This window comes from Sphingobium sufflavum, assembly GCF_021403115.1.
GTDB lineage: Bacteria > Pseudomonadota > Alphaproteobacteria > Sphingomonadales > Sphingomonadaceae > Sphingobium > Sphingobium sufflavum.
Map to the genome: position 1 here is coordinate 366,838 of NZ_JAJSSH010000003.1, position 21,942 is coordinate 388,779.

Genomic DNA, 21,942 nt, shown 5'->3' on the forward strand with positions numbered 1-21,942 from the left:
GGAGAATCGTTTTTTTCAACATTACCAACCAAAACCGATGGCGGCGCGCAGGGTCAGGGGGCGCAGGGGGACGGCCTGGTCGCGGTTGGCGAAGCTGATCGGATTGCCGAAGGCGAAGCGATTGGCGCGGGTGTTCAGCACATTCTCCACCGACAGGGACAGGTCAAGTCGTTGAAAACGAACGCCCCCCTGAATATCCGCCACCATATAGTCGCCCTGTTCCACGTCGATCAGCATACCGGGGCCAAGGGTCGAGCGGCCCACATAGCGGACAAGCCCGCCAACGCGATGCCGCACGCGATCGCTGTCCCCCCAGCCATAATCGGCGTGAATCGTGCCCGACCAGAGCGGCGTATCGGGCAAACGACGGTCAGGAAGCGCCGAAACCGCCGTCAACGGACCCGAAAGACGGCTGTCGGTGTAGAGCAGCATCCCACCCAGCGTCAGGCCGGACAGCGGCACCCAGTCCGCCGTCGCCTCCACCGCCAGAATATGCGCGTTGCCGATGTTGGCGGTGTAGGGCAGGCCGCGCCGGGTGAGCAGGTCCGCCTGAATATCCGACCAGTCGGTGTAGGACACGGCGGCGGAAGCGGACAGGCCCCGCGCGCCCGACCGCAGGCGGCGCACGCCCACTTCCCCCATGACCACCGAATCGGAATCGAAATTGGCGACCCGGCCCACGCCCCGCGCGACCGCCATGCCGCCGTTGCGATAGCCGGTCTGGGCGCGGCCATAAAGCAGGGTGCGCGGCGCGACACGCCATGCCAGCGCGACGGTGGGATCGGTCCGCCGCGCCTCCACGCCGCGGATGAGGGGGCTGCGGTTGCGCGACGGCTCGCTGTCCGTGCGCGCCGCCGTCCAGCGCAGGCCCAGCGTCATGTCGAAACGGGAGGCCAGCGCAACGGTCGCCTGCCCGAAGGCGGACGCCGCATAGGTGGTGTTGGTGACTTCATCCAGCTCCGCCGGGGCATCGGGCACGCCCAGCGAGCGGGTCAAGCCATCGCGGATACTCTGGTAGGTCGCGCCGACCACCCAGGACAGGCCATGGTCGCTGCGCCGCGCCAGCCGGGCTTCCTGGGCGAAGAGGCGGGATGACCGGTCGATCTGATAGGCCAGCGGCGGGGCGGTGGGGCGCGGGGTGGAATCGAAAGAGTCGAAGGAGGAGCGGTTGCCCAGACTGGTCACGCTGGTCAGTTGCAGGCCGCCCGCCCATGATTTTTCCAGCACCAGATAACCGAGCAAAAGGTCGCTGGCATAGGGTTCCTCGATCCGCGCGCGCCGTTGCAAGGCACCGTCCTGCGCCCGTGCATAGGGCGCGTCATGGCCGTCGGTCGCCTGATACACGAGGCCGAGATTGAGGCGGAGCCCGGCGACATCGGCGGCCATCATCAGCCGGCCACCGCTGACGTTCACGCTGTTATTGTCGCGGCCCGCCGCCGGATTGTCGATATAGCCGCCCTGATGCTCATGATAGCCCACGACGCGCAGGCCGACGCGGGAGGCGACCAGCGGGACATTGACCATGCCGCTGAGATCCCACCCCGGCTGGCCACCGACGGTCGCGCTGGCGCCCAGCGCGGTGGAGGCGGCCACCCGGTCCAGATCGACCGCATTGGGCGAGATATGGATGACGCCGCCCAGCGACCCCGATCCATACAGCGTGCCCTGCGGCCCCTCCAGCACCTCCACATTCGCTATGTCATAGAGTTTCAGGCTGGGGCTGGGGCTGCCGAAGCCGAGCAGGGCGTCACCGAAATAGATGCTGGCGGTGGATTGGGTCGAGCCGTTGAAGCTGCTGTCCGCGATGCCCCGGATGAAGGTCTTGTTGCGCCCCTCGCCCAGTTCGGTGCGTTGCAGGACGGGCAGGCGGGCGGCGACCGTATCCATGGAACCGCCGCGCGTGGAGGGCGGGGCGTCGTTCGCGCCGATCATCTGCACCACGCTGCCCGGATAGCGGGCGAGGGGGACGGGAAATTTGCTGGCGGTGACGATGATGTCGGCGGCGGGCGGCGGGGCCGGGGGCTGGCGACGGACGCGGCCGGGCGATCCGTGCCGCTCGACCCGGAAACTGTCGGCGGCGATGCGGACCGCGCGAAAACCGGTGCCGCGCAGCAACCGGTCCAGCATGGCCTGCCCGTCGCCGGTCAGGCGCTGCGCCGGGAGGGCGATGGCGGACAGGCCGGGTTCCAGGCTGATGATTTCGGTGCCGCGATCCGCCGCGATCCGGCGCAGCCCCTCCGGCAGCGATCCAGCGGGCAGGGTCAGCGCCCCGGACGCCCGCGACGCCGTTCGCGCCATGGCGGGCGCGGCGGGCAAGGCCATGCCCAGCAGGGCGATGGTGAGCAGGCCGCTCGTGCGGGACGGGGCGGGTCGCATCGCCATTCAGCCCTGACGGCCTGCATGGGGCGCGTTGCCGGGTTTGCTGTGCCCGCCTGTCTTCGGCACGCTTTGGAAAATCGCCCGTCCTGTCACGCCATTTGGGGCCGTCACGCCATCCGGGGGCTGTCGAGATGGGTCAGGGCGTGCCGGGTGGCGAAGACAATAACCATTTTTCGCCGTCACGATGCACATCCGCCCCAACCAGATCGGCCAGATGCCGCGCATCCGCCCCGGCCTTCCCCGAAACATGGATGTTGCCGGTAAATGGCGTCCGCGACAAGGGGGCGGCGATGACGATCCGTGTCCCCGTGGCACGATGGATAGCGGAGGCGACATCGGCCAGCGGCACGTCGGTGAACTCCATGTCGCCGCTCTGCCAGCCGCCGACCCGTTTTGCGATGCTGCGCGTCACCATATTCTGCGCCTCGTCCACCGTCACGGCGTCGCCGGGGCCGAGGGTCAGCCGCGCGCCGTCCGGGTCGAACAGCACGCGCCCCTCCGCCACGGAAACGGACAGGCGGCCCCGGTCGCGCACGATGTTGAAGACGGTGCCCAGATCCTCCACCCGGAAGCGGCCGACCATGACGGTAAAGGGGCGGGCGGCGTCATGGCGCACGGTGAACAGCGCCTCGCCCTGTTCCAGCCGGGCGAGGCGGGGATTGTCGCGGTCGAGGGCGATGCGGGTCGCGCCGTTCAGCGCGACCGTGCTGCCGTCGTCCATGGCGATGGTGCGCGATGTCCCGGCGGGCGTGGCGACGGCGTAGCGGGCGTCCGGCGCGCCATGGGGCAGGGTGGTGACGAGGAGCAGCGCGGCGATGGAGGCGGCGCAGGCCGCGCCGATCCACAGTGGCCGCCGGGCGAGACGGGCGAAGCGCGCGCGTGCGAAGGCGGGGTGCCTCTCGTTCCCGATGTGTCGACCGGGTGCGGGGCTGGCCGCGACGGATGCGAGGCGCGGGGCGGCCTGCGCAAGGCGGCGGTCGGCCAGCGCCACGGCGTCATAGGCCGCGGCATGGGCCGGGTCGGCCTCCAGCCATGTCGTGAACGCCAGCCAGCGTTCGGCATCCATCGTCGCGGCGGCGAGATGCCATGCGACGGCGTCGTCCCGCAGATCGGGGCGCGGATCGGGTCTGGCGTCAGTCATCGGGCAAGCTCCCTTCATCATCCAGACGACACGGCGACGCCCTATCCGCACTGCCGTCCGCCATGCGGTCGACAAGCTGGCGATAGCCGCGGCGCAGCAGCTTCTCCACCCCGCTGACGGTGATGCCGAACGTCTCCGCAATGGTGCGGTGCGGCTGTTGCTCCACGCGGAAGAGGATGAGCGCGCGGCGCATACGGTCGGGCATGTCGTGCAGGATCGTCTCCACCCGGCGCAATTCGTCGGCGGCGAGCAGTTGGCGCTCGCTGTCGGGATAGTCGTGGTCGCCCGGCTGCATCTCCATCCACGCGCCCTCCCGCCGGTCGCGGCGCAGGGCGGACAGGCGGCGGTCGGTGGCGAGGTTGGCGGCCATGCGGAACAGATAGGCCCCCGGATCGGCGATGGGGCCGGTGGGGGTGCGCTCCAGCTTGAACCACATGTCCTGCACCACGTCCTCCGCCTCGTCCGCATGGCCCAGCCGGGCGGTGAGCAGGCGGATGAGGGCGGGGCGATGCGCCAGGAAATGGGCGGCGAGACCGGAGGGCGGGCCGGGGGGTAGGGGCGATGCGGTCATGGGGCGGGTGGTGTGGGGGCGTGGCGAGGGGCGGGGTGGCGGGCGCGGTGGGCGTCCGGCGTGCGGCCGGGCTTGAGACCGGGCGTGCGGCCGGGCGTCAGGGTGAGGGCGGCGATCCGCTCCGCCAGCGGCATTGCGCCCAGCACCGCCGCCTCCACGATGCGGGCGTCCGCGATGGAATCGTCGGCCAGCCGCCCGTCGCCGGGATGGCACATGATGAGGTGGCGCCGCCCCGCCGCCCGGAAGAAGGCCGGCAATAGCGCCTCATAATCGCCGCGATAGTCGTAATGGCCCGCGAAACTGTCGTTGGAGGCGATGCCATGGCGGGCGAAGGCGCGGGCGAGACCGATGGCGTGGAGGTTGGAGCCGATCGCCTTGCCCGCGAAGGGACGGCGCAGCGCCGCCGCCAGCCGGTCCGCCGGGTTGCGCATCCAGGCGCCGGGCGCATGACGCAGCGTTGCGGCGATCACCCGTTCGCGGACGCCGGGGAAGACATGCATATGCTGGTGCGCGTCCACGAAATCCGGTGCGCGGCCCATGGCGGTGGCAAAGGCCGCGAACTGCGCGTCGACCTCCGCCGACAATTCGTCGAGGTCGAGGCGACGGGCATGGGCGAGGAGCATGGTGGCGTCCGCGCTGGGCAATCGCCCGTCCGCCCCCTGCCGCGCCATGCGGGTGATCGGCCGCTCCCCCGCCAGGACGAGATGGAGGCCGACCTGCACGTTAGCGGGATCGCCACCACCACCACCACCACCGCCAGCATCACCCGTTCCCGCACCGCCAAGAGGCGTGAGCAGCCGGGCGTCGCGCCGCCAGCCGGGAAAAACCGCCATGCAACTGATCGCGTTGATGCAGCCCCTGCGCGCTAGATCGGCGATCGTCTCGCTGATCTGCGGCGACAGGGCGAAATCATCCGCGCACAGGGTATAGGATGGCAGGGTCATGCGGTTCCGGGCGATGACGGGCCTCTCTTCTCAAACATGCGCTGGTCAGCGCCCTTTCGCGCAGGCGCGGCGCCAGAAATTCCCGAAAGAAGGCGATGCGACTGGCGGGCGTGGAGGCATGATAGCGCAATTGTTCGGTCAGCTTCCACCCCACCGTGCTGACGGTGCGCGGACGGGTGATGGGCAGGCAGAGGAAGTCCCGGTCATAGGCGATGCGGCCCTGCTGCTCCACACGGGCCATGATCTCATGATCCTCCAGTACCCAGTTCCACAACCGGGGGTCGAATCCGCCCGCGTCGCGCAGGGCGCGGGTGCGAAAGACCTGTCCCGCGCCGCCGTTCAGACACTGTTGCGGCAGCAGGCGCGCGGTGAGGGCGAGACGCAGGCCCGCGACTTTCCGGGCGAAGGTGGAGGATTCGGGCGGCGCGGTGGCCGCCACCGCCGCGACCGCATCCGCCCCGTCGAGCAGGGCGGCGGCGCGCGCCAGATAATCATGGGGATAGATGGTGTCCGCATCGCAGGTTGCGACCAGTTCGGTCGCAACTCTCCCCACCCCCGCGTGCAATGCGGACACCTTGCCGGGCCTGCGTTCGTTCAGCAGCGTCGCCGCCAGTCCGATCGTCCTGCACAGACCCATGGCAATCTCTGCGCTGCCGTCGGTCGAGCCATTGTCGACCAGAATCAGCCGGAAGGGCACCGACTGCACCGCCAGGCACCCCAGCGTGATGGGCAGATAATCCCGTTCATTGTGGAAGGGCAGGACGACCGTCCAGCGGGGCAGCGGGGCCGAGCGCCCGCGCACGGAAGCGTGATGGTCCTGTTCCTGATCCTGTCCCTGGTCCGGGCCGTCGTCCCGGCCATCGCCATCCACGCTATAATCGCCCCGGTCCAGCAACATGCCGACATCCTCCCAGCCCACTGCCCACAGACGGTGCAGGAGCGCGCGACCCGCACCCGGTTCCGGCCAACACGATAAATATTTTTCAAGGACGTGCGGATTGCCAGCGACCGCGTGGTCTGGGAGGGACGTGTGCGGGCCTGTCACGGTCGGCGCATGGCGGCAGGGATGGTGCGCGCAGGCAGGTCGGGCAGGCAGGTAGGCGGATGGCATGGGTGCGAAAGGCCCGTGCCCCGGCAAAGCGTTGGCGGGTCGCGGAACGACGGGCTGCCGTCATGGTTGGGCAGGTCGGGTGTGGGTCGCTCGGAACTGGGCCATTCGGGAGTGCGGTGGTTCGCGGCCTGGGCCATTGGGGCTGGGCATTGGGACCGGGGTTACGTCGGGACGGTGCAGGCCGGGCGGAACAGAGCCGGGCTGTGCCGGCGGCTCGCAGGACATGCGCCGCGCAGGGCCTGTGCGTTGAACAAGACACAAGCCGGGCGGCACAGGTCGGGCAGGAACGGATGAACGTACGGATGGCGGGTATCGACAGCATGGCCATGGCGGGGTTCGGGCGGCGCGCGTTCGCCCGGCTGCACGCGATGCAATCGGTCATCGTCCTGATATTGGGCGTGGGCGGCACGTTGCTGGCGCTGGGCCTGGTCGTCCATGAGTTGTGGGACCGGGAACTGACGCCGCTGGTCGCGCTGGCGCGCAGTGGCATGGCCTTCTGGGCCGCGTTCATCGCCATGCTGCTGATCGAGCCGGTCTGCGACTATGCCATATTGCGCCGCCTGCTGGGCACGGGGGCGGAGACGCTGGCGCCGCTGGTGCGCAAGCAGTCGCTCAACGCGCTGCTGTTCGGCTATGCCGGGGACACCTATTTCCTGACATGGTTGCAGAAGCGCACCGGCGATGCCCGCGCGGCCTTTGCACTGGTGTGCGACATGACCATCGGGTCGGCGCTGGTCAACAACCTCGCCACGCTGGTCATGCTGGTGGTGATGTGGCGGCCGGTCACGGCGCTGGCCGGGGGGCGGATCGACGGGTGGACGCTGGCGGTGGCGGTCGCGCTGGTCGGCGTGCCGATCCTGCTGATCGGGGTGCGGCGCAGGGCGTTGCCCAGCGAAGGGCTGCCCACCATCCTGGCGTTCCAGACGCTGCGCACGGTGCTGGCCACGGTGCTGGCGGCGGCGACATGGCATTTCGCGCTGCCCAGCGTGCCGATGCTGTCCTGGCTGTTGCTGCTGACCGGGCGCATGATCGTGTCGCGCCTGCCGATCATCCCGAACAAGGATCTGGCGTTCGCGGGCATCGTCGCGATCATGCTCGGCCCCAATGAGCAGGTGGTGCCGGTGATCGCGGGCGTCGCGCTGATGACGCTGGTGGCGCAGGCGGTCATGATCGCCGTCGCGGCGTTGCCGGGTGTCGGCGGGTCGTGGGGTGCGCGCGGCGCGGTGGCCAAGGCGGATGGCGCGCCGCGCACGGAACCCTGATCGTCCGTTGCGCGGGCGCGGCGCTTCTCCCGCCGGTCGAAGCATGATATGCCGCGCGTAACGACCAGAAAACAAAGGGGTCGCTCCCATGTCTGTCCGGTAAACGGGGGAGCGAATGATGCTATTTCGGAACGTAGTCATGGCCACGTCGGCCCTGATGCTGGTGAGTGCGTGCCAGACGCCCCATTCGATCCGATGCGATCCGAGGAAGGTCGTCGCCTATCGGCTGGATGTGCCGACGCCGGTCTCCGATGGCTATCGGTCCGGGGCGGCGGGGGCGCAGGGCGGGGCGCCGGGTGAACCGGGGCAGGCCCCATCGGAACAGGCCCCATCGGAACAGGACCGCCCGGCCCAGGCCCGCCTGTCGGATGTCATCCGCGACGCGGTGCGGATCGCGGCCAATCGTGCCGCGCCGGGGACGCGCACGCCCGCCAGCCTGCTGATGATGTCCGGCGGCAGCCAGAATGGCGCGTTCAGCGCGGGGCTGCTGGATGAATGGCGGCACCGGTCGGTCGCGGGCAAGCTGCCCGACTTTGCGGTGGTGACGGGGGTGTCGACGGGGTCGTTGCTGGCCACCTTTGCCTTTACCGGGCGGACCGAGGGGCTGATCGACGCCTATTCGCCCAGGGATGAGCGGGACGTGCTGACCCCGCTGGCGCGCGGCAATTCGATCGGCGCCTATGTCAATCTGGTGCGCAAGGGCGCGCGCGGCGACCTGTCGCCGTTGCGGGGCAAGCTGGACCGGCTGCTGACCCCGGAGATTTTGACGGCGGTGGCGGACCGATATGACGATGGCGCGCGCATGGTGGTGGGCGTGGTCGATATCGACGATGGCAACGCCTATGCCTATGACCTGTCGCAGGTGGCGGCGCACTGGCGCGATGCGTGGGTGGCGGAGGGGGGCGCTGGTGCGGCTCCTGTCAGTTCGGGCGTCAGTCCGGGGCCAAAGCCAGGTCCGGGCGCGAGTGCGGCGGAGTTGAAGGCCTGCTATGTCGAGCTGCTGGTCGCCTCCTCCTCCGCGCCGCTGTCCGCCCGTCCGGTGTTCATCAACGATCATATGCTGGTCGATGGCGGCGCGCGCTTCGGCATGTTCTTCGTCGCGGCGGACGAGGCGCTGAAGCCCGCGACGGTGGAGGCGGTGCCGACGCCCGTGCCGCCCGCGCAAACCTATCTGATCGTCAACGGCACGCTGGAGATTGCCAAGGAGTGCCCGCGCGCGGAGGCGGCGGACGGCCATTGCCCGGCGAGCGGGGCGCACAAGAAATGGAACCTGCTGGAACTGGGCATCCGCACGTCCGACCTGCTCCAGAACCAGGGCTATCGCTACTCCGCCGACTATATCGAGCGGCGCAACGCGGAGGTGGTGCCGGAGGGCGGGATGACGCCGCTGCCCTTTCGCTTTGCCCGGATCGAGCCGGACCTGTGGACGCATGAGGCCAGCATCCAGCGGCTGGATAACGGCGCGGTGGAAAAGCATAGCTGCCGCGAATGGCAGAAGCGGGACATCGACCCTAAAGCCTATGGCCTGCCGGGCAAGCCGCCGGTGCAGTTCCAGAAATATTATATGCGCTGCCTGATCGATTATGGCCGCGCCCGCGCCCGGTTGCTGGGCCGCACGTCGGATCAGGCGCCGGACGGCAAATGGTATGACGCGCGCTGACCGGAGGGGGCGGACAGCGGCGCGCGGGCCGTCATGAAGTTGGTACAAGTTAATGCATTTGCAAAATGCTGTTTTACAAGCATAGTCAGGAACAAAGAACACAGAGTCGCATCAGTCTTGAACTAAAAAAGGGGTTCGGACCATGTCGACATCCAGTGTCTCCGTGCGTCAATTATTGTCCGCCAGCGTCGCGATACTGACGCTATCCCTGACGGCCTGCCTTGGCGGGAAGTCGGAGGAGCCTGCGCTTGGCTGGCAGGGGTGGAGCGCCACACAGCAGGACGAATGGTATGCGGGGACGCAGGGGTCGCGGCTGATGCCGCTGGCCTGGCTGCGCGCGCTGGAGCAGGCGGACGCCGCAAAGCCCTTTACCGACCCCGATCATCTGAGCCGTTTCCGGCTGCTGCTGCGCCCCGGCGGCGCGTTGCCGGTGGGGTTCGCCATCGACGATAATGACGACACCGACCTGAGCGTATCGAAGTTGCGCTGGTTCGACGGGCAGGGATCGAAGGAGCAGTGGGTCGGCCTGAACTGTTCCGCCTGCCATACCGGCGAGATCCGCTATCAGGGTGAGACGCTGCGCGTGGACGGCGGGCCGGCGCTGTTCGACTATCAAATATTCGTGGAGGCGGTCGACGCCGCGCTGAAGGCGACGGCGGCCAGCGGAAAGGCGGGGGACGCGGCGGGGCAGGCGAAATGGCGGCGCTTTGCGGCGCGGGCGCTGGCCTGCACCGACGACCGGCATGAGGGCTGCACCCAGTTGCCGGACAAGAGCTGGACACGGGACACGGCGGTGAACCGGGGCCGGTTGCTGGACGCGCTGGGCCGGCTGATCGCGTGGGAGGACCGGGTCGAGGATCTGAACAAGACGCCGCTGCGCTATGGCTATGGCCGGGTCGATGCGTTCGGCCATATCTTCAACAAGGTGTCGCTGTTCACTGGAGCGGCGAACCCGACGCCCAATCCGGCGGATGCGCCGGTCAGCTATCCCTTCCTGTGGGACATATACCGGCACGACAAGCTGCAATGGAACGGCATCGTCGAAAGCGCGCGGGTCAAGCTGGGCGGCGGTTATCTCGACGTGGGCGCGCTGGGGCGCAACAGCGGTGAGGTGATCGGTGTGTTCGGCGACGTGGTGGTGCGCAAGGACGCGGGGCTGGGCGGATACAAGTCCAGCATCTGGGCCGATAATCTCGACAATCTGGAGCATCAGTTGCGCAGCCTGAAGGCCCCGGCCTGGCCCGCGACGCTGTTTGGCAAGGTCGGGGACACCAGCGCGGGGCAGAAGGTCTTTGCCGCCCATTGCGCGTCCTGCCACCAGCCGCAGCCGGGAACCCAGCCCTATAAGGTGCATATGGAGCCGCAGACGCGCGGTAACGCCAACAACACCGACCCGTGGATGGCGTGCAACGCGATCACCTTCCAGAGTTCGCCGGGCAATCTGGCGGGGACGCGGATCGACTATTTCAGCGGGACGGCCCGGTACACGCAGGAGCCGGCGCCGATCGCCAAGATGCTGGCCACCACCGTCAAGGGCGCCATGGCGGCCAAGAAGGGCCAGATCGTCCAGCAGGCGGGCAAGATCTTCCTCGGCCTCGACCAGTCGCCGCGCGTGGTGACGCAGGAGGCGCCGGACCTGCGCCCGCTGATCCTGAACGCCTGCTATGACGCGAAAAGCCCGTTGATGGCATACAAGGCGCGGCCGCTGGACGGCATATGGGCGACCGGTCCCTACCTCCACAACGGGTCGGTGCCGACGTTGCGCGCCCTGTTGCTGCCCGCGGCGCAGCGGCCGACCAGCTTTCTGGTGGGGACGCGCGAATATGACCCGGCCAATGTCGGATATTCGACCAGCGCGACCGCGCCGGGCAACAGTTTCCGCTACGACACCAGCCTGCCCGGCAACAGCAACCGGGGGCATGAATATGGCGTGAAGCCGGAAGATGTGCCCGCGCTGCTGGACTATCTGAAGACGCTGTAGGGGAGATAGGCGGTGACGGACTATCTCGAACGGGTCGATGCGGCGCCGGATGCGGAGAAATGGGCGCTGGTGCAGGGCTTCATGCGGGACGCGCCGCAGCCCTTCTTTGCCGAGATGCGCGAACGGCGGCCCGTGCTGCCCCTGCCGGAAGTGACGCTGGCGTTCCGCTTTGCCGACTGCGCGATGATCCTGCGGCGGCATGAGGATTTCGGCGTCGACCTCTACAAGCCCAAGCAGGGCGATTATTTCATGGCGCAGGACGACACCGCCGACCATTGGCGCGACAAGTCGATCATGCGCGCCATCCTGGATTTCGAGCGCATCCCGGAGATACGGACGTTCGTCGCGGAGCGGGCGGCCGACATACTGGACGGGGCGGGGGGTGAGATCGACCTGCCCGCAAAGCTGACCCGCGCGGTGCCGGTGGCGGTGGTGCAGCGGTTTTTCGGCCTGAACCAGCGCGACCCGGATGCGCTGGTCGAATGGTCCTACTGGAACCAGCAGGACGCCTTTCACAACCAGCCGTTCCAGCATCGGCCCGATGCGGACGAGGTGGTGCGGCAGCGCAACCGGGCCAATATCCGGCTGGCGCTGTATATCGGGCGGCTGGTGCTGCAACGGTCGATCGCCACGAAACTGGGCGCGAAGGGGGACGATCCCATCTCCCGCCTGCTGCGCATCAGCTTTTCCAAGGGGGTGAAATTCCCGCTGAAGAAGGTGCTGTCCAATGCGGGCGGATTGTTGATCGGGGCGGTGGAGACGACATCCCATTGCGCCAATAATGTGCTGGCCGAACTGTTCGCCCGGCCCGATGCCCTGGCCGAGGCGGTGGCGCTGGGCGCGGGCGCGGCGCCGGAGCGGTTCGACGCCATCGCGCTGGAGGCGCTGCGCTTTCGCCCGGCCTTCCCCTATTATTTCCGCACCTGCCACCGCACGACGCAGATCGCGGGCGGCACAGCCTTTGCGCGGGATGTGCAGCCGGGGACGACGGTGCTGGCCATCACGCACAGCGCGATGCTGGACCCCGCCAATTTCCCCGACCCGGAGCGGTTCGACCCCACCCGGTCGCAGGCGGACAATTTCACGTTCGGGCAGGGGCTGCACGAATGTCTGGGCGTGCATGTGGCCCGGCCCATGCTGGGCGAGATCGTGCGGCAACTGCTGCTGCGCCCCGGCCTGCGTCCGCTGTCGCCGGTCCGGCTGCGCCATGGCGTGCCGGAGGAGTATCGGGTCGGTTGGGGCTGATGCGCGATGTGGACGCCGGACGATATTGCCAACGCCATCGTCGACCATCCGCAGGAGGCGACCGACGTGCTGGCCGCGCTGCAACTGGAGGATCATGGCCCGCCGCTGGAGGCGGAGGGGCTGAACGCCGCCGCGCGGATGCTGGGCCGGGAGGTCGGGCAATTCTGGGTCGAGCAGATCGAGGGACGCGGCGCGCTGGCCGGGTTCGCGGCGGGGCTGGCGACGCGGGGCGTGGCGATCGATTTCGGGCAGGTGGACCTGGAGGCGACGCATGTGAACAGCGGCGGCCTGAACGCCTTTACGGAGCGGGCGCGCGGTTTTCGCTGCCGGATCATCCGGGACAGCGAGGTGGCGGGGTCGGGCGTGCTGATCGGGCCGACGACGGTGCTGACCGCCTGGCATGTCGTCTCCCCGCGCGAACCGGGGCAGCCGCCCGACCCCCGGCCGCGCATCATGGTATCGCTGTCGGACGGGCGGACGGTGGGGGCGTTGCCGATGCCCCTGTTCGAATCCCCCTGCTCCCCGCGCGAATTCGCGGGCTTTGCGCCGAAGGATGACGCCGAGACGGCCAATGCCTGCGACGTGGCGGTGATCCGGCTGGAACGGCCGGTCGGCGCGCTGCTGGGCGCGGCGGCGCTGCCGGGCACGCCCGCGTCCTATCGCCCCAATGCGTCGATGTTCCTGATCCATTATCCCGACGGGGCGGAGGCGGGTGCGGCGGCGGACGACGGCGTGGGGGTGGGCGCCATATCGCGCCTGCGCCGGGTCCGGTCGCGCTGGTCGCACAGCATCGGCACGCGCAAGGGATCGTCGGGCGGCGGCTGCTTCGACGCCAGCTTCACCATCGCGGGCGTGCATCAGGGCAAGGACAACCAGGTGCAGGGCCGCCTGATCCCCACCGCGCAATTCCATGCGCAGGTGCGCGAGGTGATGGTGCAGGATCAGGCGCCCGACCGCATGTGGTCGCTGGACGGCACGGCGGAGGGGGAGTTCGTCATCAACCGGCAAGCCTTTTTCGAAGGCTTTGCGGCGGCGCGCAGGCCGGGGCGGGTGCGGGGCATCTGGATACGGCGGGCCAATGCCGCGGGCGACCTGAGCGGCCTGCCCTTCTCCTTTCGTATGCTCGACCGGATGGTCGCGCGCTCGCCCGACACGCGCCAGTGCCGGATCAGTTTCGAGGCGCTGGTCCCCGACATCGCGGACGAGATCGCCCGGCGGGTGCATGACAGCGGCATCGCGGTGGAGCCGATCGCGCCGCGCGCGGGTGTGTCGACGGGCGAGTCCGCGCCGGAGGCGGTGGGCGCGGATCGCGGGCGGCGGGTGGCGGAGATGATCGACCGCAGCGCCGCCGCGCTGGGCGTGCAACTGTGGCTGTTCATCGACCATCCCATGGTGGCGTTCGGCGACGATGCCCGTGCCGCGCTGGAGGGGTTCATCGACCAGGCGATGCGGTTGCCCAACCTGCGGCTGGTGATTGCGGGGTTCGAGGCGGTGAGCCTGCCCGGACTGGGCTTTACCAGCGCGCCCTTTCCCATCGACGTGGGCGCGCCGGGCCTGATGCTGGACATTATCGCGGGCTTTACCGCCAACAGCGTGCGCCTGTTCCTGTTGGATGCGGCGGCGGCGGCGGGCAAGGCGCTGTCCACCACGGAGGTCGACGGCCTGATCGCGCAGGCGCTGGACGGACTGCCGCAGGTGAACGGCGTGTATGAACCATGGCTGGCGGCGGATGTGGGCGTCCGGTTGCGGCCCGCCATCCGGGGCTGGTTCACATGATGCCCGACGCCGCCCCGCCGCTGGTCGCGCAGGCCAAGCGGTTCGCGGCATTGTCCGCCATATTCGATCCGGTGGACGCGGTGCCAGAGGCGGCGCGGGAGAGCGCGGAACTGGCGTCCGTCGTCGCGTCCGCGCTGGCGGTGGCGAGCGACACCAATCCCCGGCAGGGCACCGGATGGCTGATCCGCATGGCGGAGCGGCGCTATATTCTCGACGACCTGTATGCCCATGGCGCGCTGGACGCGGCAATTGCGGAGCGGCGGGCGCTGGCGATGGACCAGCCCGCCCACGACCTGCTCGACGCGCTGTCGGCCAGGGCGCCGTTCGAGGCGGAGGGGGTACGCGCCGCCATCGAACATCCCGATACGCCGCAGGAGATGATCGAGCGGATCGTGACGGCGCTGGACCGGGCGGGGCCGATCGCGGCGGCGCATCCGCATATCGTCGCCGCGCGGCTGCGGCTGGCGCAGTTCGGGGACAGCGCGCGCTGGGCGGCGGTGCGGGCGCGGGGTTTCGTGGGCCGGGCGCGGGAAACGGCGGAACTGCGCGACTGGTTGCAATCGCCCGTCACCGCGCCGCCGTCGCGCGCCGCGCTGCTGACCGGATGCCCCGGCATCGGCAAGTCGGCGCTGCTGGACGCGATGACGCAGGTGGCCGTCGCGGATTATGGCGCGCTGGTCATCCGGCTGGATTTCGACCGGGCGGGGCTGGACGTGCTGGACCAGACCGGCCTGACGATGGAGGTGGCGCGGCAACTGGTCGACCGGATCGGGGATGCGGCGACGTCGCTGCTGGATGCGCGGCTGGAGGCGGCGAAGAGCGAGGGCGGGCCGTCCGGCACCACCCGGTCGCTGCGGTCCGACCTGCCGGGCGCGCTGGCCGACAGTATCGGCATGGCGGTGGCCAAGGCGAACCGGCCGGTGCTGCTGATCCTCGACACGATGGAGGTGTTGCGCGCGCGCGGGGAAACGCACCCGGCCATGCTGTTCGACTGGATCGACCGGCTGGTGACGCGGGGCCTGCAACCGTTGTGGATCATGGCGGCGGGGCGGGGCGACGTGCTGGACCGCATCCCCGACCGGCGCGGGCCGCATATTCCGCTGGAGGGGCTGGACGGGGCGGCGGCGGCCTCCCTGCTGAAAGACAGCGGTTTGACGGAGGCGGCGCAGGCGGCGGTGCTGGCCATTGCGGGGGGCAATCCGCTGGTCCTGCGGCTGGCGGCGAAGGTGGTGGCGGCGCATGGCACGGCGGCGCTGCCGCAGGCGCAACTGACCGGGGACGTGACCGCCGGTTTCCTCTATCGCTTCCTGCTGTCGCGTATCAACGATCCCGACCTGCGGCGGCTGGCTCATCCCGGCATGATCGCCCGGCGGCTGAGCGCCGATTTCCTGCGTGAGGTGCTGGCCCCCGAACTGGGGCTGGCGGGGATGAGCGAGGCGCGGGCGGAGGCGCTGTTCGCCATATTGGCCAGCGAGCACTGGCTGGTGGAGCGCGACCCCGGCGACCCGGCGTTCGTGCGGCACCGGGGGGATATGCGGGCGCTGCTGCTGCCCATGCTCTACGCCGATCAGCCGGTGCAATGCGCGCGCATCGACGCGGCGGCGGTGCGCTGGTTCGGGCGGCGCGGGGACGATGCGTCGCAGTTCGACGCGGCTTATCACCGGTTGCAATTGCTGCGCCGACGGCCGGCGCGGCCGATGATCGGGGCGGACATCGCGCGGCGGTTCGACCCCGCCACCATCACCGAACTGCCACCGCAAGCGCAGAAGCTGGTCGCGCAGGCGGCGGGGCGGCGCAGCGAGCATTTTCGCGGCGGCGACACGGCGGGCGCGGCACCATCGGCCAGCGATGCGGACGCGACCCATGAACTGCTGCGCCTGATCGAGGCGAACGACTGGGTGGAGGGTGCGTTCGTCGTCGACCAGATCGAGCAGGCGGGCGGCATCGACCCGCGCAGTTTGCAGGCGGACGCGATCCGCACCTATCACTGGCGGGCGGGCCGTTGGTCGACCGTGCGGCGGTTGCTGGCGGAGCGGGACCAGTTTAGCGAGGCGGAGGGCGACCTGACCGCCCTGCCGCCGCAGATCGCGCTGGCCCGGCTGGAGATGCGGGCGGAGTTCATGCCCGAACGTCTGACCGCCGACTGGTTGCGCATGGCGCTGTCCCATGTCGGCGGTGCGCCGCAATCGCTGACCGACATGCCGGCGCGCATGGGGGCGCTGGGGGTTCGGCTGACGGCGGCGGGGTTGCTGGCGCGGCAGCCCTGGTCGCGGGCGGGCGATCCGGTGGCGGCGGCGCTGGCCCTGTGGAGCGGGGACGCACAGGATGCGGTGGTCGATTCCACCTTTGGCGTGGCGCGCGACCGGCTGCGCGCGCGGGGCGCCAGCGCGGAGATGGCGGGATGGAACAACCCGCAGTTGCTGGCCGCGCTGACCCCCTATGCGGCGGTCGCGCTCAACCTCTCCCGGCGGCCGGACCGGCAGGAGCTGGCGGCCATTGCCCATCTGGCCGACAGCCGCCTGTCGGAGGCGGGGGCGCTGCTGGACAACAGGCCGCTGCTGGCGCTGGCGAGCGATCCGGTGACGGGCATCGGGGAACTGGGCCTGTTCGCGGAATGGGCGGGCGCGGCGGCGTGGCTGACCGGGGACCGCGACTTGGCGGAGATCGGCCGGGCGGCGGAACGGTGGCGGCGCACGGTCGCGGGGCAATGGTCCTACGCCGGGCGGCCCGCGACGTGGCGGGAGGCGGGGCCGCTGGACGCGGTGCTGACCCGGCGGATCGAGGCGCTGCTGGGCGAATATGATCCGCCGGGCGCGGCGATGGCGCAACTGGGCCTGTGGTCGGCGGAGGGGGGCGAGGCGATCTGGACGCGGATCGAGCGGCGCTTTGCGACCAGCCTGCGCGCGGCGGCGCAAGTGGCCGACACGCGGGCGCGGGCCGCCCTGCTGGCGCGGCGGATGCCGGCGGCGTTCGTGCCCGCCGCGACGATACTCACCCTTTCACAGGCAGGAGACGCATCATGACGGACAGTGCTGAAAAAACGAGGCCCGCCGACAATGTCGAACGGCGTTCCACGCTGGAGACGCAGGTCGCCACCAATCCCAAATTGCTGGACACCATCACCGCCCGCATCGCGGCGGGCGACTATCCCAAGGCGCTGCTGGGCGCCTTGCCCGATGCGGCGCTGGACAACGCCCATGCCGCCCGGTCGCCACTGGAAAGCCTCGTCTCCACCGCGCCCATCGCCGCGCTGGAGGCGATCGTGAAGCTGACCGGACGCCCGCCGATGCTGGTGCGCGACGATGCGGTGGTGATGGAGCCATTGCCCGACTTCCAGCCGGGCACCGACCTGAAGATCGTCAGCGTCCAGAAATGGCTGCCGTCGGTCGGGCGGATCGAATTCCTCAACGCCGACAGCAGCTGGGGCGGGACGGGCAGCGTGGTGGACAAGCGAGGCGCGGACCTGCTGGTGCTGACCAACCGCCACGTCGCCAAGCTGGTGGCGCAGCGGGCGGCGGACGGGCGCGGGGTGTTCATCCGCAACTGGCAGGGCGTCCGCATGGGGGCGGAGGTCGATTTCCGGGAGGAGGCGGACAGCCGGGCGGGCGACCGCAGCCGCACCGCGACGGTGACGGCCATCGACTATCTGGCCGACGATCTGGCCGCCGACATCGCGCTGCTGCGGATCGCGCCGGGGGCCTATGCGCCGCCCGCCGTGTTCAATATGGCGGCGAAGGATGCGGGGTTCAACGATCTGGTCGCGCTGGTCGGCTATCCCGCGTTCGACCCGCGCAACAATGCCGGGGCGCAGGCCAAATATTTCCACGACATCTATAATGTGAAACGCTTTGCGCCGGGGTTCGTGACGCAGGTCACATCGGGCGCCAGCTACCTCTCGCACGACTGCACCAGCCTGGGCGGCAACAGTGGATCGCCGCTCATCAACCTGGACACGGGGCAGTTGATCGGCCTGCATTATGCGGGGGAATATCTGAAGGCGAACAGCGCGGTGAGCATCACCACCATCAAGAAGGTGCTGAGCGGCGCCTTTACGACGGTGCAGGTGCCGGGCGGCGTGCCGGGACGGGAAGGCGTGGCGGAGCGCCGGCGCGACGAGAGCCATGACGCCGCCCATTTCACGGGGCGCGAGGGCTTTGCCACCGCCTTCCTCAAGAAGGGGACGGTCGCCACGCCCTGGCCGGGGCTGAACGCTGCGCTGGACGCGACGCTGGCGCTGCCGTCCGACACTCCGGCGGAGCGGGGCGAACTGCGCTACACCCATTTCGGCGTCAAATATTCGGCCACGGACAAGGTGCCGCTGATGACCGCCGTCAACATCGACGGGGGGCGGTCGAAGCGGATCAAGCGGGGCGACGACCAGTGGTTCTTTGACGGGCGCATCCCGCGCGCCATCCAGCTCGACGCGGCGAACTTTGCCGACCCGGAGATCGACCGGGGCCATATGGTCCGGCGCGAAGACCCCAATTGGGGCACGGCGGAGGAAGCGGAGCAGGCCAATGCCGACACCTTCCATTATGTCAATGCGGCGGCCCAGCATGCCCGGCTGAACCAGAGCCAGCACCTGTGGCAGGGGCTGGAGAACTACATCCTCGACAGCAGCCGGACCGGGGGCTTTCGCGCGTCGGTGTTCACGGGGCCGGTGATCGGGCCGGACGATCCGGTGATCGACGGGGCGCGGGTGCCGCTGGAATATTGGAAGCTGGTGGCGACGCTGGACGAGAGCAAGCAGCATCTGCGCGCGACCGCCTATCTGCTGAGTCAGGGGCAGATGATCCGCGACCTGCTGGAACGGCGCAGCCGGGTGGAGGCGCTGGAGGGGATCACGCTGGGCGCGTACCGCACGTTCCAGATCGCCATCGCGGATCTGGCGGAGGCGACCGGCTATGATTTTTCCGCCTATCTCGCCGCCGACCCGCTGCGCCGGACCGACGAAAGCGTGGCGGGCGCGGCGCAGGCGGAACCACGATTTATCGCCATCGAAAACCTGTCGAGCATCGTCCTGTAGCGTGGGAGATATTATCCATAAACATCGGGAATGAGTAGGCTTTTTCAAGGTCTGGATGGAGGGTCAGGAGCGCGCGGCGGCGATGGGCCGACCCCCTATCCGACCGAAAGATCATCCTGCAAGATATTGATATTAAGACTATTTCAGGGAAGGATCAGACAATGTCGCTTCGCATCGTTCCAGTCACCAACCTGGAGACGGTTGGTGGGTCCGACCCGTCCGACGGATGGAGCACCCGCATCGCCAAGCTGATCCCGGCGGAGGCGCTGGGCCTGTATGGCACGGCGGTCGCGATGGTGCATGAGACGCCCTATCGCGTCGCGGCGCTGTGGGTCATCGCTCTCTTCTGCATCCTGCTGGTCTTCCTGATCCGGTCGCAGGCCACGCGCGACCCCCGGACCGGCAAGCCGCAATATCGGGCGGTGTTGATCGCCATCCTGTCCTTCGTCATCTGGCTGGTCGCGCTGGGGTCCGCGACGGGGACGGAGCCGGGCGCGCTGCCCGTGTCGCCCATCCCCACGCTGCCGGGGCTGGAGTTCGTGGGGCCGCTGGCGGCGCTGCTGTGGGGGACGATCGTTCCCTATGTCTATACCGGCGAGAGATGAGTGGCGGCGGCGTGGAGGGCAAAGCATTTTCAGGCTGACCGGTTATGGCTGACGGTCCGGACAACAGGGAATTAGAATGGCGAGAGCGTTTTCGCCCAAGGGGCAAACGCTCTCGCCTTTTGAGTTAACGCCGTTTCCGGGTCAGTGGATGGTTCCCTCTGCTTCCCAAAGGCTTTGGCCGTGCTGCCCCGTCCGGGGGGTCAGAATGTCACGTCGCCCTTCGCCACCAGCGCCTTCAGCATCATGGCGGTGCCGCATTGTTTCGAGATGGCGTTGGGGTCGTAATGGCCGTCGGCGACGAACTTGCCCTTTTTGTGATGGTTGGAGAAGGACCAGAGATAGGGGGAGGGGATGCCGACGCCCGCGCGGCGATAGCCCCAGCCATTATACGCCTCCCAACTGTAGAGCGCGCGGGCCACGCCCCAGTCCCGGATACCCGCGAACCCTTCGATCTGGAGCGCGTCGAGCGCGCTGGAGATCCAGTCGCTGGGCGGGTTCCACACCGGCGGGCGACCGCGCGGCACCTGCACCGTGCGGCGGGCGAGGGGATCGCCATTGTGGAGATGGCCCTGAAAGTTGAAGCTGGCCTCCATACCGTGGATGATCGCGATGAACCACCAGGGCACGCCGGATTTGGCGGCGGCTTCCTCATAACGGGGCCGACCGCGCAGCAGCATGGTGCGATACCAGGCGACCTCCCCCGCCCGCGCGGGATTGACGGTGCAGGAGGCGAACAGCGCCTCATACTGGCCGCGCACATTTTCGAAGGCGGGCCTGACCGCCTCGAATGTGTCGTCCGGGTCGGTGGCGGGGGCGCGCACGGCCTCCGCATAGCGGGTGAGGAGGATTTCGGCGGCGTCGCGCACGGCGGTCAGGCGGACGAGGAGAGGGACGCCATCCCCCGATGCCTCCCGTGCGCCATCCTGCTCCAGCGCGCCGAGCGCCTTCAGCGCCGCCTCGATCCCGGCAAAGGCGTCCGCTTCGCCCCCGGCCGACTCCGGCGCGGGGCCAAAGGCGGCGTCGATCTGCCAGGGGGCTTTGGAGTCGAACTGGGCCGCTGCCGGGTTGATGGAGATATGGCAATGCTTGTTGTGCGGGTTGCTGCCCGTATAGGCGCGCCATGTCCAGCCGGGCACGCCGCCCTTTGGCGCGGCGCTGGCGATGCGTTTGTTGGAGATGATATATTTGATGCGGGGGTCGCGGGACGCCCGCAGCGCCTCCGCCAGCCGCCCCGCATCGCAGCCGCCCGCCGGATCATGGGTGATGTCGACGGCGGTCACGATGCCCAGCCCGCCGGACACCAGCCAGGGATTATGGTCAGAATTGCGGGTGGCGTGCGCGGCGTCGCCGATGGCCCCGTCGCTGGTCTTGCTGCGGTTCGGGGCTTTGGCGTTCACCTGCTCACGCAGTTTCAGCAACCCTTCCGCAATGCGCCAGCGGCGGACGGCGGGCGCCTCCAGCGTGGCGGAGTCGCGGGAATCGGCCCAGTCGGCGTCGATATCGCCATGCAGGTCGGCGCAAGGGTCCGCGTCGATGGCGTGGGTAACCTCCTCCCCCGCATAGCCCTGAATATCATAGGCCTGAATGTCATAGGCCTGAATGTCATAGGTTGGTGCGGTGTCCGCGCCGGTGCGTTCGTCGTCCTGAACATGGTCCATTCCATATCTCCCGATTCAGCGTTGCGTTCGTGACATGAAGAGAGGGTTGTAGGGCGACCATGTTTTTTCGAAGTCTTTATGTCTGTCGTCAGTCCTTGTGGGGAAGTTGCCTTTCATGAGGATTGTAAACGCCATGATTAGGATAAATCGGACATGGAGTACAATCTTGCAGTCCACAAAATATATCGATGGATTCGGCCTGAGTCTATTGTGAATGTCCGTGGTATATTGGTGGAATGGGGTGGGGATTACAGATGCACCCCTTTGGACGGGCCGGATACCGGAGCCTCCGCTCCGAGGCCGGGACGAGGGTGTGAACGGAAAGCGGCCGCCATCGGATAGATTTCGCCCTGGTCCGCGCCCGGAAGGGGCGAGACTGGATGTGCTATTCGCCGCCCGCTTCTGCCCCTGTCCCCTATCCTGAATTTGTTCCTGCTTTCTCTTCGACGAGAATTTCGTGGAATGTTTCCAGATATGTCTTGAAGGAAATATTTCTTATTATGGGCGTGCTCGGACAATCCGAAATTTTACTGATCCTGTTCTTCCATGGTCATCAAAGTGAAACCTGAATGAATGGATGAAG

At 68.7% G+C, this 21,942-nt stretch carries 14 protein-coding genes; 8 read left to right on the forward strand and 6 right to left on the reverse strand.

The window, feature by feature from the left end; translation table 11 throughout:
* Positions 1–21 precede the first annotated feature (21 nt).
* The 5 genes from LWE61_RS07300 to LWE61_RS07320 all read right to left on the reverse strand — a co-directional run bounded on the left by LWE61_RS07300 (position 22) and on the right by LWE61_RS07320 (position 5,933).
* Complete coding sequence (locus tag LWE61_RS07300) at positions 22–2,382, reverse strand: TonB-dependent receptor (RefSeq protein WP_234149379.1); 2,361 nt, start codon at positions 2,380–2,382, stop codon at positions 22–24.
* Positions 2,383–2,515: 133 nt separating this feature from the next.
* Positions 2,516–3,520: a FecR family protein gene (locus tag LWE61_RS07305; protein WP_234149380.1), complete on the reverse strand. Its 1,005-nt coding sequence runs from the start codon at positions 3,518–3,520 to the stop codon at positions 2,516–2,518.
* Positions 3,513–4,091 carry an RNA polymerase sigma factor gene (locus LWE61_RS07310; RefSeq protein ID WP_234149381.1) on the reverse strand — a complete coding sequence of 193 codons (579 nt, stop codon included), beginning with the start codon at positions 4,089–4,091 and terminating at the stop codon, positions 3,513–3,515. The genes LWE61_RS07305 and LWE61_RS07310 overlap by 8 nt, the downstream gene beginning before the upstream one ends.
* A complete protein-coding gene (locus tag LWE61_RS07315) occupies positions 4,088–5,035 on the reverse strand; it encodes a ChbG/HpnK family deacetylase (RefSeq protein ID WP_234149382.1) in 948 nt (315 codons plus the stop codon). The genes LWE61_RS07310 and LWE61_RS07315 overlap by 4 nt, the downstream gene beginning before the upstream one ends.
* Entirely contained in the window at positions 5,001–5,933 is a 933-nt protein-coding gene (locus LWE61_RS07320; protein WP_234149383.1) for a glycosyltransferase, read from the reverse strand. The genes LWE61_RS07315 and LWE61_RS07320 overlap by 35 nt, the downstream gene beginning before the upstream one ends.
* Before the next feature lie 503 nt (positions 5,934–6,436).
* Here LWE61_RS07320 and LWE61_RS07325 point away from each other — a divergent pair.
* The 8 genes from LWE61_RS07325 (at position 6,437) to LWE61_RS07360 (ending at position 19,701) form a co-directional block, all read left to right on the forward strand.
* On the forward strand, positions 6,437–7,408 hold the full coding sequence (locus LWE61_RS07325) for a hypothetical protein (RefSeq protein WP_234149384.1): 972 nt from the start codon (positions 6,437–6,439) through the stop codon (positions 7,406–7,408).
* A gap of 139 nt (positions 7,409–7,547) precedes the next feature.
* Positions 7,548–9,068, forward strand: a complete 1,521-nt coding sequence (locus LWE61_RS07330; protein WP_234149385.1) for a patatin-like phospholipase family protein — start codon at positions 7,548–7,550, stop codon at positions 9,066–9,068.
* 142 nt (positions 9,069–9,210) lie between these two features.
* Positions 9,211–11,049: a di-heme-cytochrome C peroxidase gene (locus LWE61_RS07335; protein WP_234149386.1), complete on the forward strand. Its 1,839-nt coding sequence runs from the start codon at positions 9,211–9,213 to the stop codon at positions 11,047–11,049.
* Positions 11,050–11,061: 12 nt separating this feature from the next.
* Positions 11,062–12,294: a cytochrome P450 gene (locus tag LWE61_RS07340; protein ID WP_234149387.1), complete on the forward strand. Its 1,233-nt coding sequence runs from the start codon at positions 11,062–11,064 to the stop codon at positions 12,292–12,294.
* A 6-nt stretch (positions 12,295–12,300) separates the two neighbouring features.
* Positions 12,301–14,070: a trypsin-like serine peptidase gene (locus LWE61_RS07345; RefSeq protein ID WP_234149388.1), complete on the forward strand. Its 1,770-nt coding sequence runs from the start codon at positions 12,301–12,303 to the stop codon at positions 14,068–14,070.
* The gene (locus LWE61_RS07350) at positions 14,067–17,093 is read left to right on the forward strand and encodes an ATP-binding protein (protein WP_234149389.1); all 3,027 of its coding nucleotides are present in this window, start codon (positions 14,067–14,069) and stop codon (positions 17,091–17,093) included. Before LWE61_RS07345 ends, LWE61_RS07350 begins: the two co-directional genes overlap by 4 nt.
* Positions 17,090–19,096: a DNA/RNA non-specific endonuclease gene (locus LWE61_RS07355; protein ID WP_234149390.1), complete on the forward strand. Its 2,007-nt coding sequence runs from the start codon at positions 17,090–17,092 to the stop codon at positions 19,094–19,096. Before LWE61_RS07350 ends, LWE61_RS07355 begins: the two co-directional genes overlap by 4 nt.
* 161 nt (positions 19,097–19,257) lie before the next feature.
* Positions 19,258–19,701, forward strand: a complete 444-nt coding sequence (locus LWE61_RS07360) for a hypothetical protein (protein WP_234149391.1) — start codon at positions 19,258–19,260, stop codon at positions 19,699–19,701.
* A 200-nt stretch (positions 19,702–19,901) separates the two neighbouring features.
* On the opposite strand, the gene LWE61_RS07365 is transcribed toward LWE61_RS07360, so the two are convergent.
* On the reverse strand, positions 19,902–21,359 hold the full coding sequence (locus LWE61_RS07365; protein ID WP_234149392.1) for a hypothetical protein: 1,458 nt from the start codon (positions 21,357–21,359) through the stop codon (positions 19,902–19,904).
* Positions 21,360–21,942 lie beyond the last annotated feature (583 nt).

Coding starts and splice junctions, on each gene's coding strand:
- LWE61_RS07345 (WP_234149388.1), top strand. CDS start 12,301: ATGTGGACGCCGGACGATATTGCCAACGCCATCGTCGACCATCCGCAG.
- LWE61_RS07330 (WP_234149385.1), top strand. CDS start 7,548: ATGGCCACGTCGGCCCTGATGCTGGTGAGTGCGTGCCAGACGCCCCAT.
- LWE61_RS07335 (WP_234149386.1), top strand. CDS start 9,211: ATGTCGACATCCAGTGTCTCCGTGCGTCAATTATTGTCCGCCAGCGTC.
- LWE61_RS07360 (WP_234149391.1), top strand. CDS start 19,258: ATGTCGCTTCGCATCGTTCCAGTCACCAACCTGGAGACGGTTGGTGGG.
- LWE61_RS07325 (WP_234149384.1), top strand. CDS start 6,437: ATGAACGTACGGATGGCGGGTATCGACAGCATGGCCATGGCGGGGTTC.
- LWE61_RS07310 (WP_234149381.1), bottom strand. CDS start 4,091: ATGACCGCATCGCCCCTACCCCCCGGCCCGCCCTCCGGTCTCGCCGCC.
- LWE61_RS07315 (WP_234149382.1), bottom strand. CDS start 5,035: ATGACCCTGCCATCCTATACCCTGTGCGCGGATGATTTCGCCCTGTCG.
- LWE61_RS07365 (WP_234149392.1), bottom strand. CDS start 21,359: ATGGACCATGTTCAGGACGACGAACGCACCGGCGCGGACACCGCACCA.
- LWE61_RS07350 (WP_234149389.1), top strand. CDS start 14,067: ATGATGCCCGACGCCGCCCCGCCGCTGGTCGCGCAGGCCAAGCGGTTC.
- LWE61_RS07300 (WP_234149379.1), bottom strand. CDS start 2,382: ATGGCGATGCGACCCGCCCCGTCCCGCACGAGCGGCCTGCTCACCATC.
- LWE61_RS07355 (WP_234149390.1), top strand. CDS start 17,090: ATGACGGACAGTGCTGAAAAAACGAGGCCCGCCGACAATGTCGAACGG.
- LWE61_RS07305 (WP_234149380.1), bottom strand. CDS start 3,520: ATGACTGACGCCAGACCCGATCCGCGCCCCGATCTGCGGGACGACGCC.
- LWE61_RS07320 (WP_234149383.1), bottom strand. CDS start 5,933: ATGTTGCTGGACCGGGGCGATTATAGCGTGGATGGCGATGGCCGGGAC.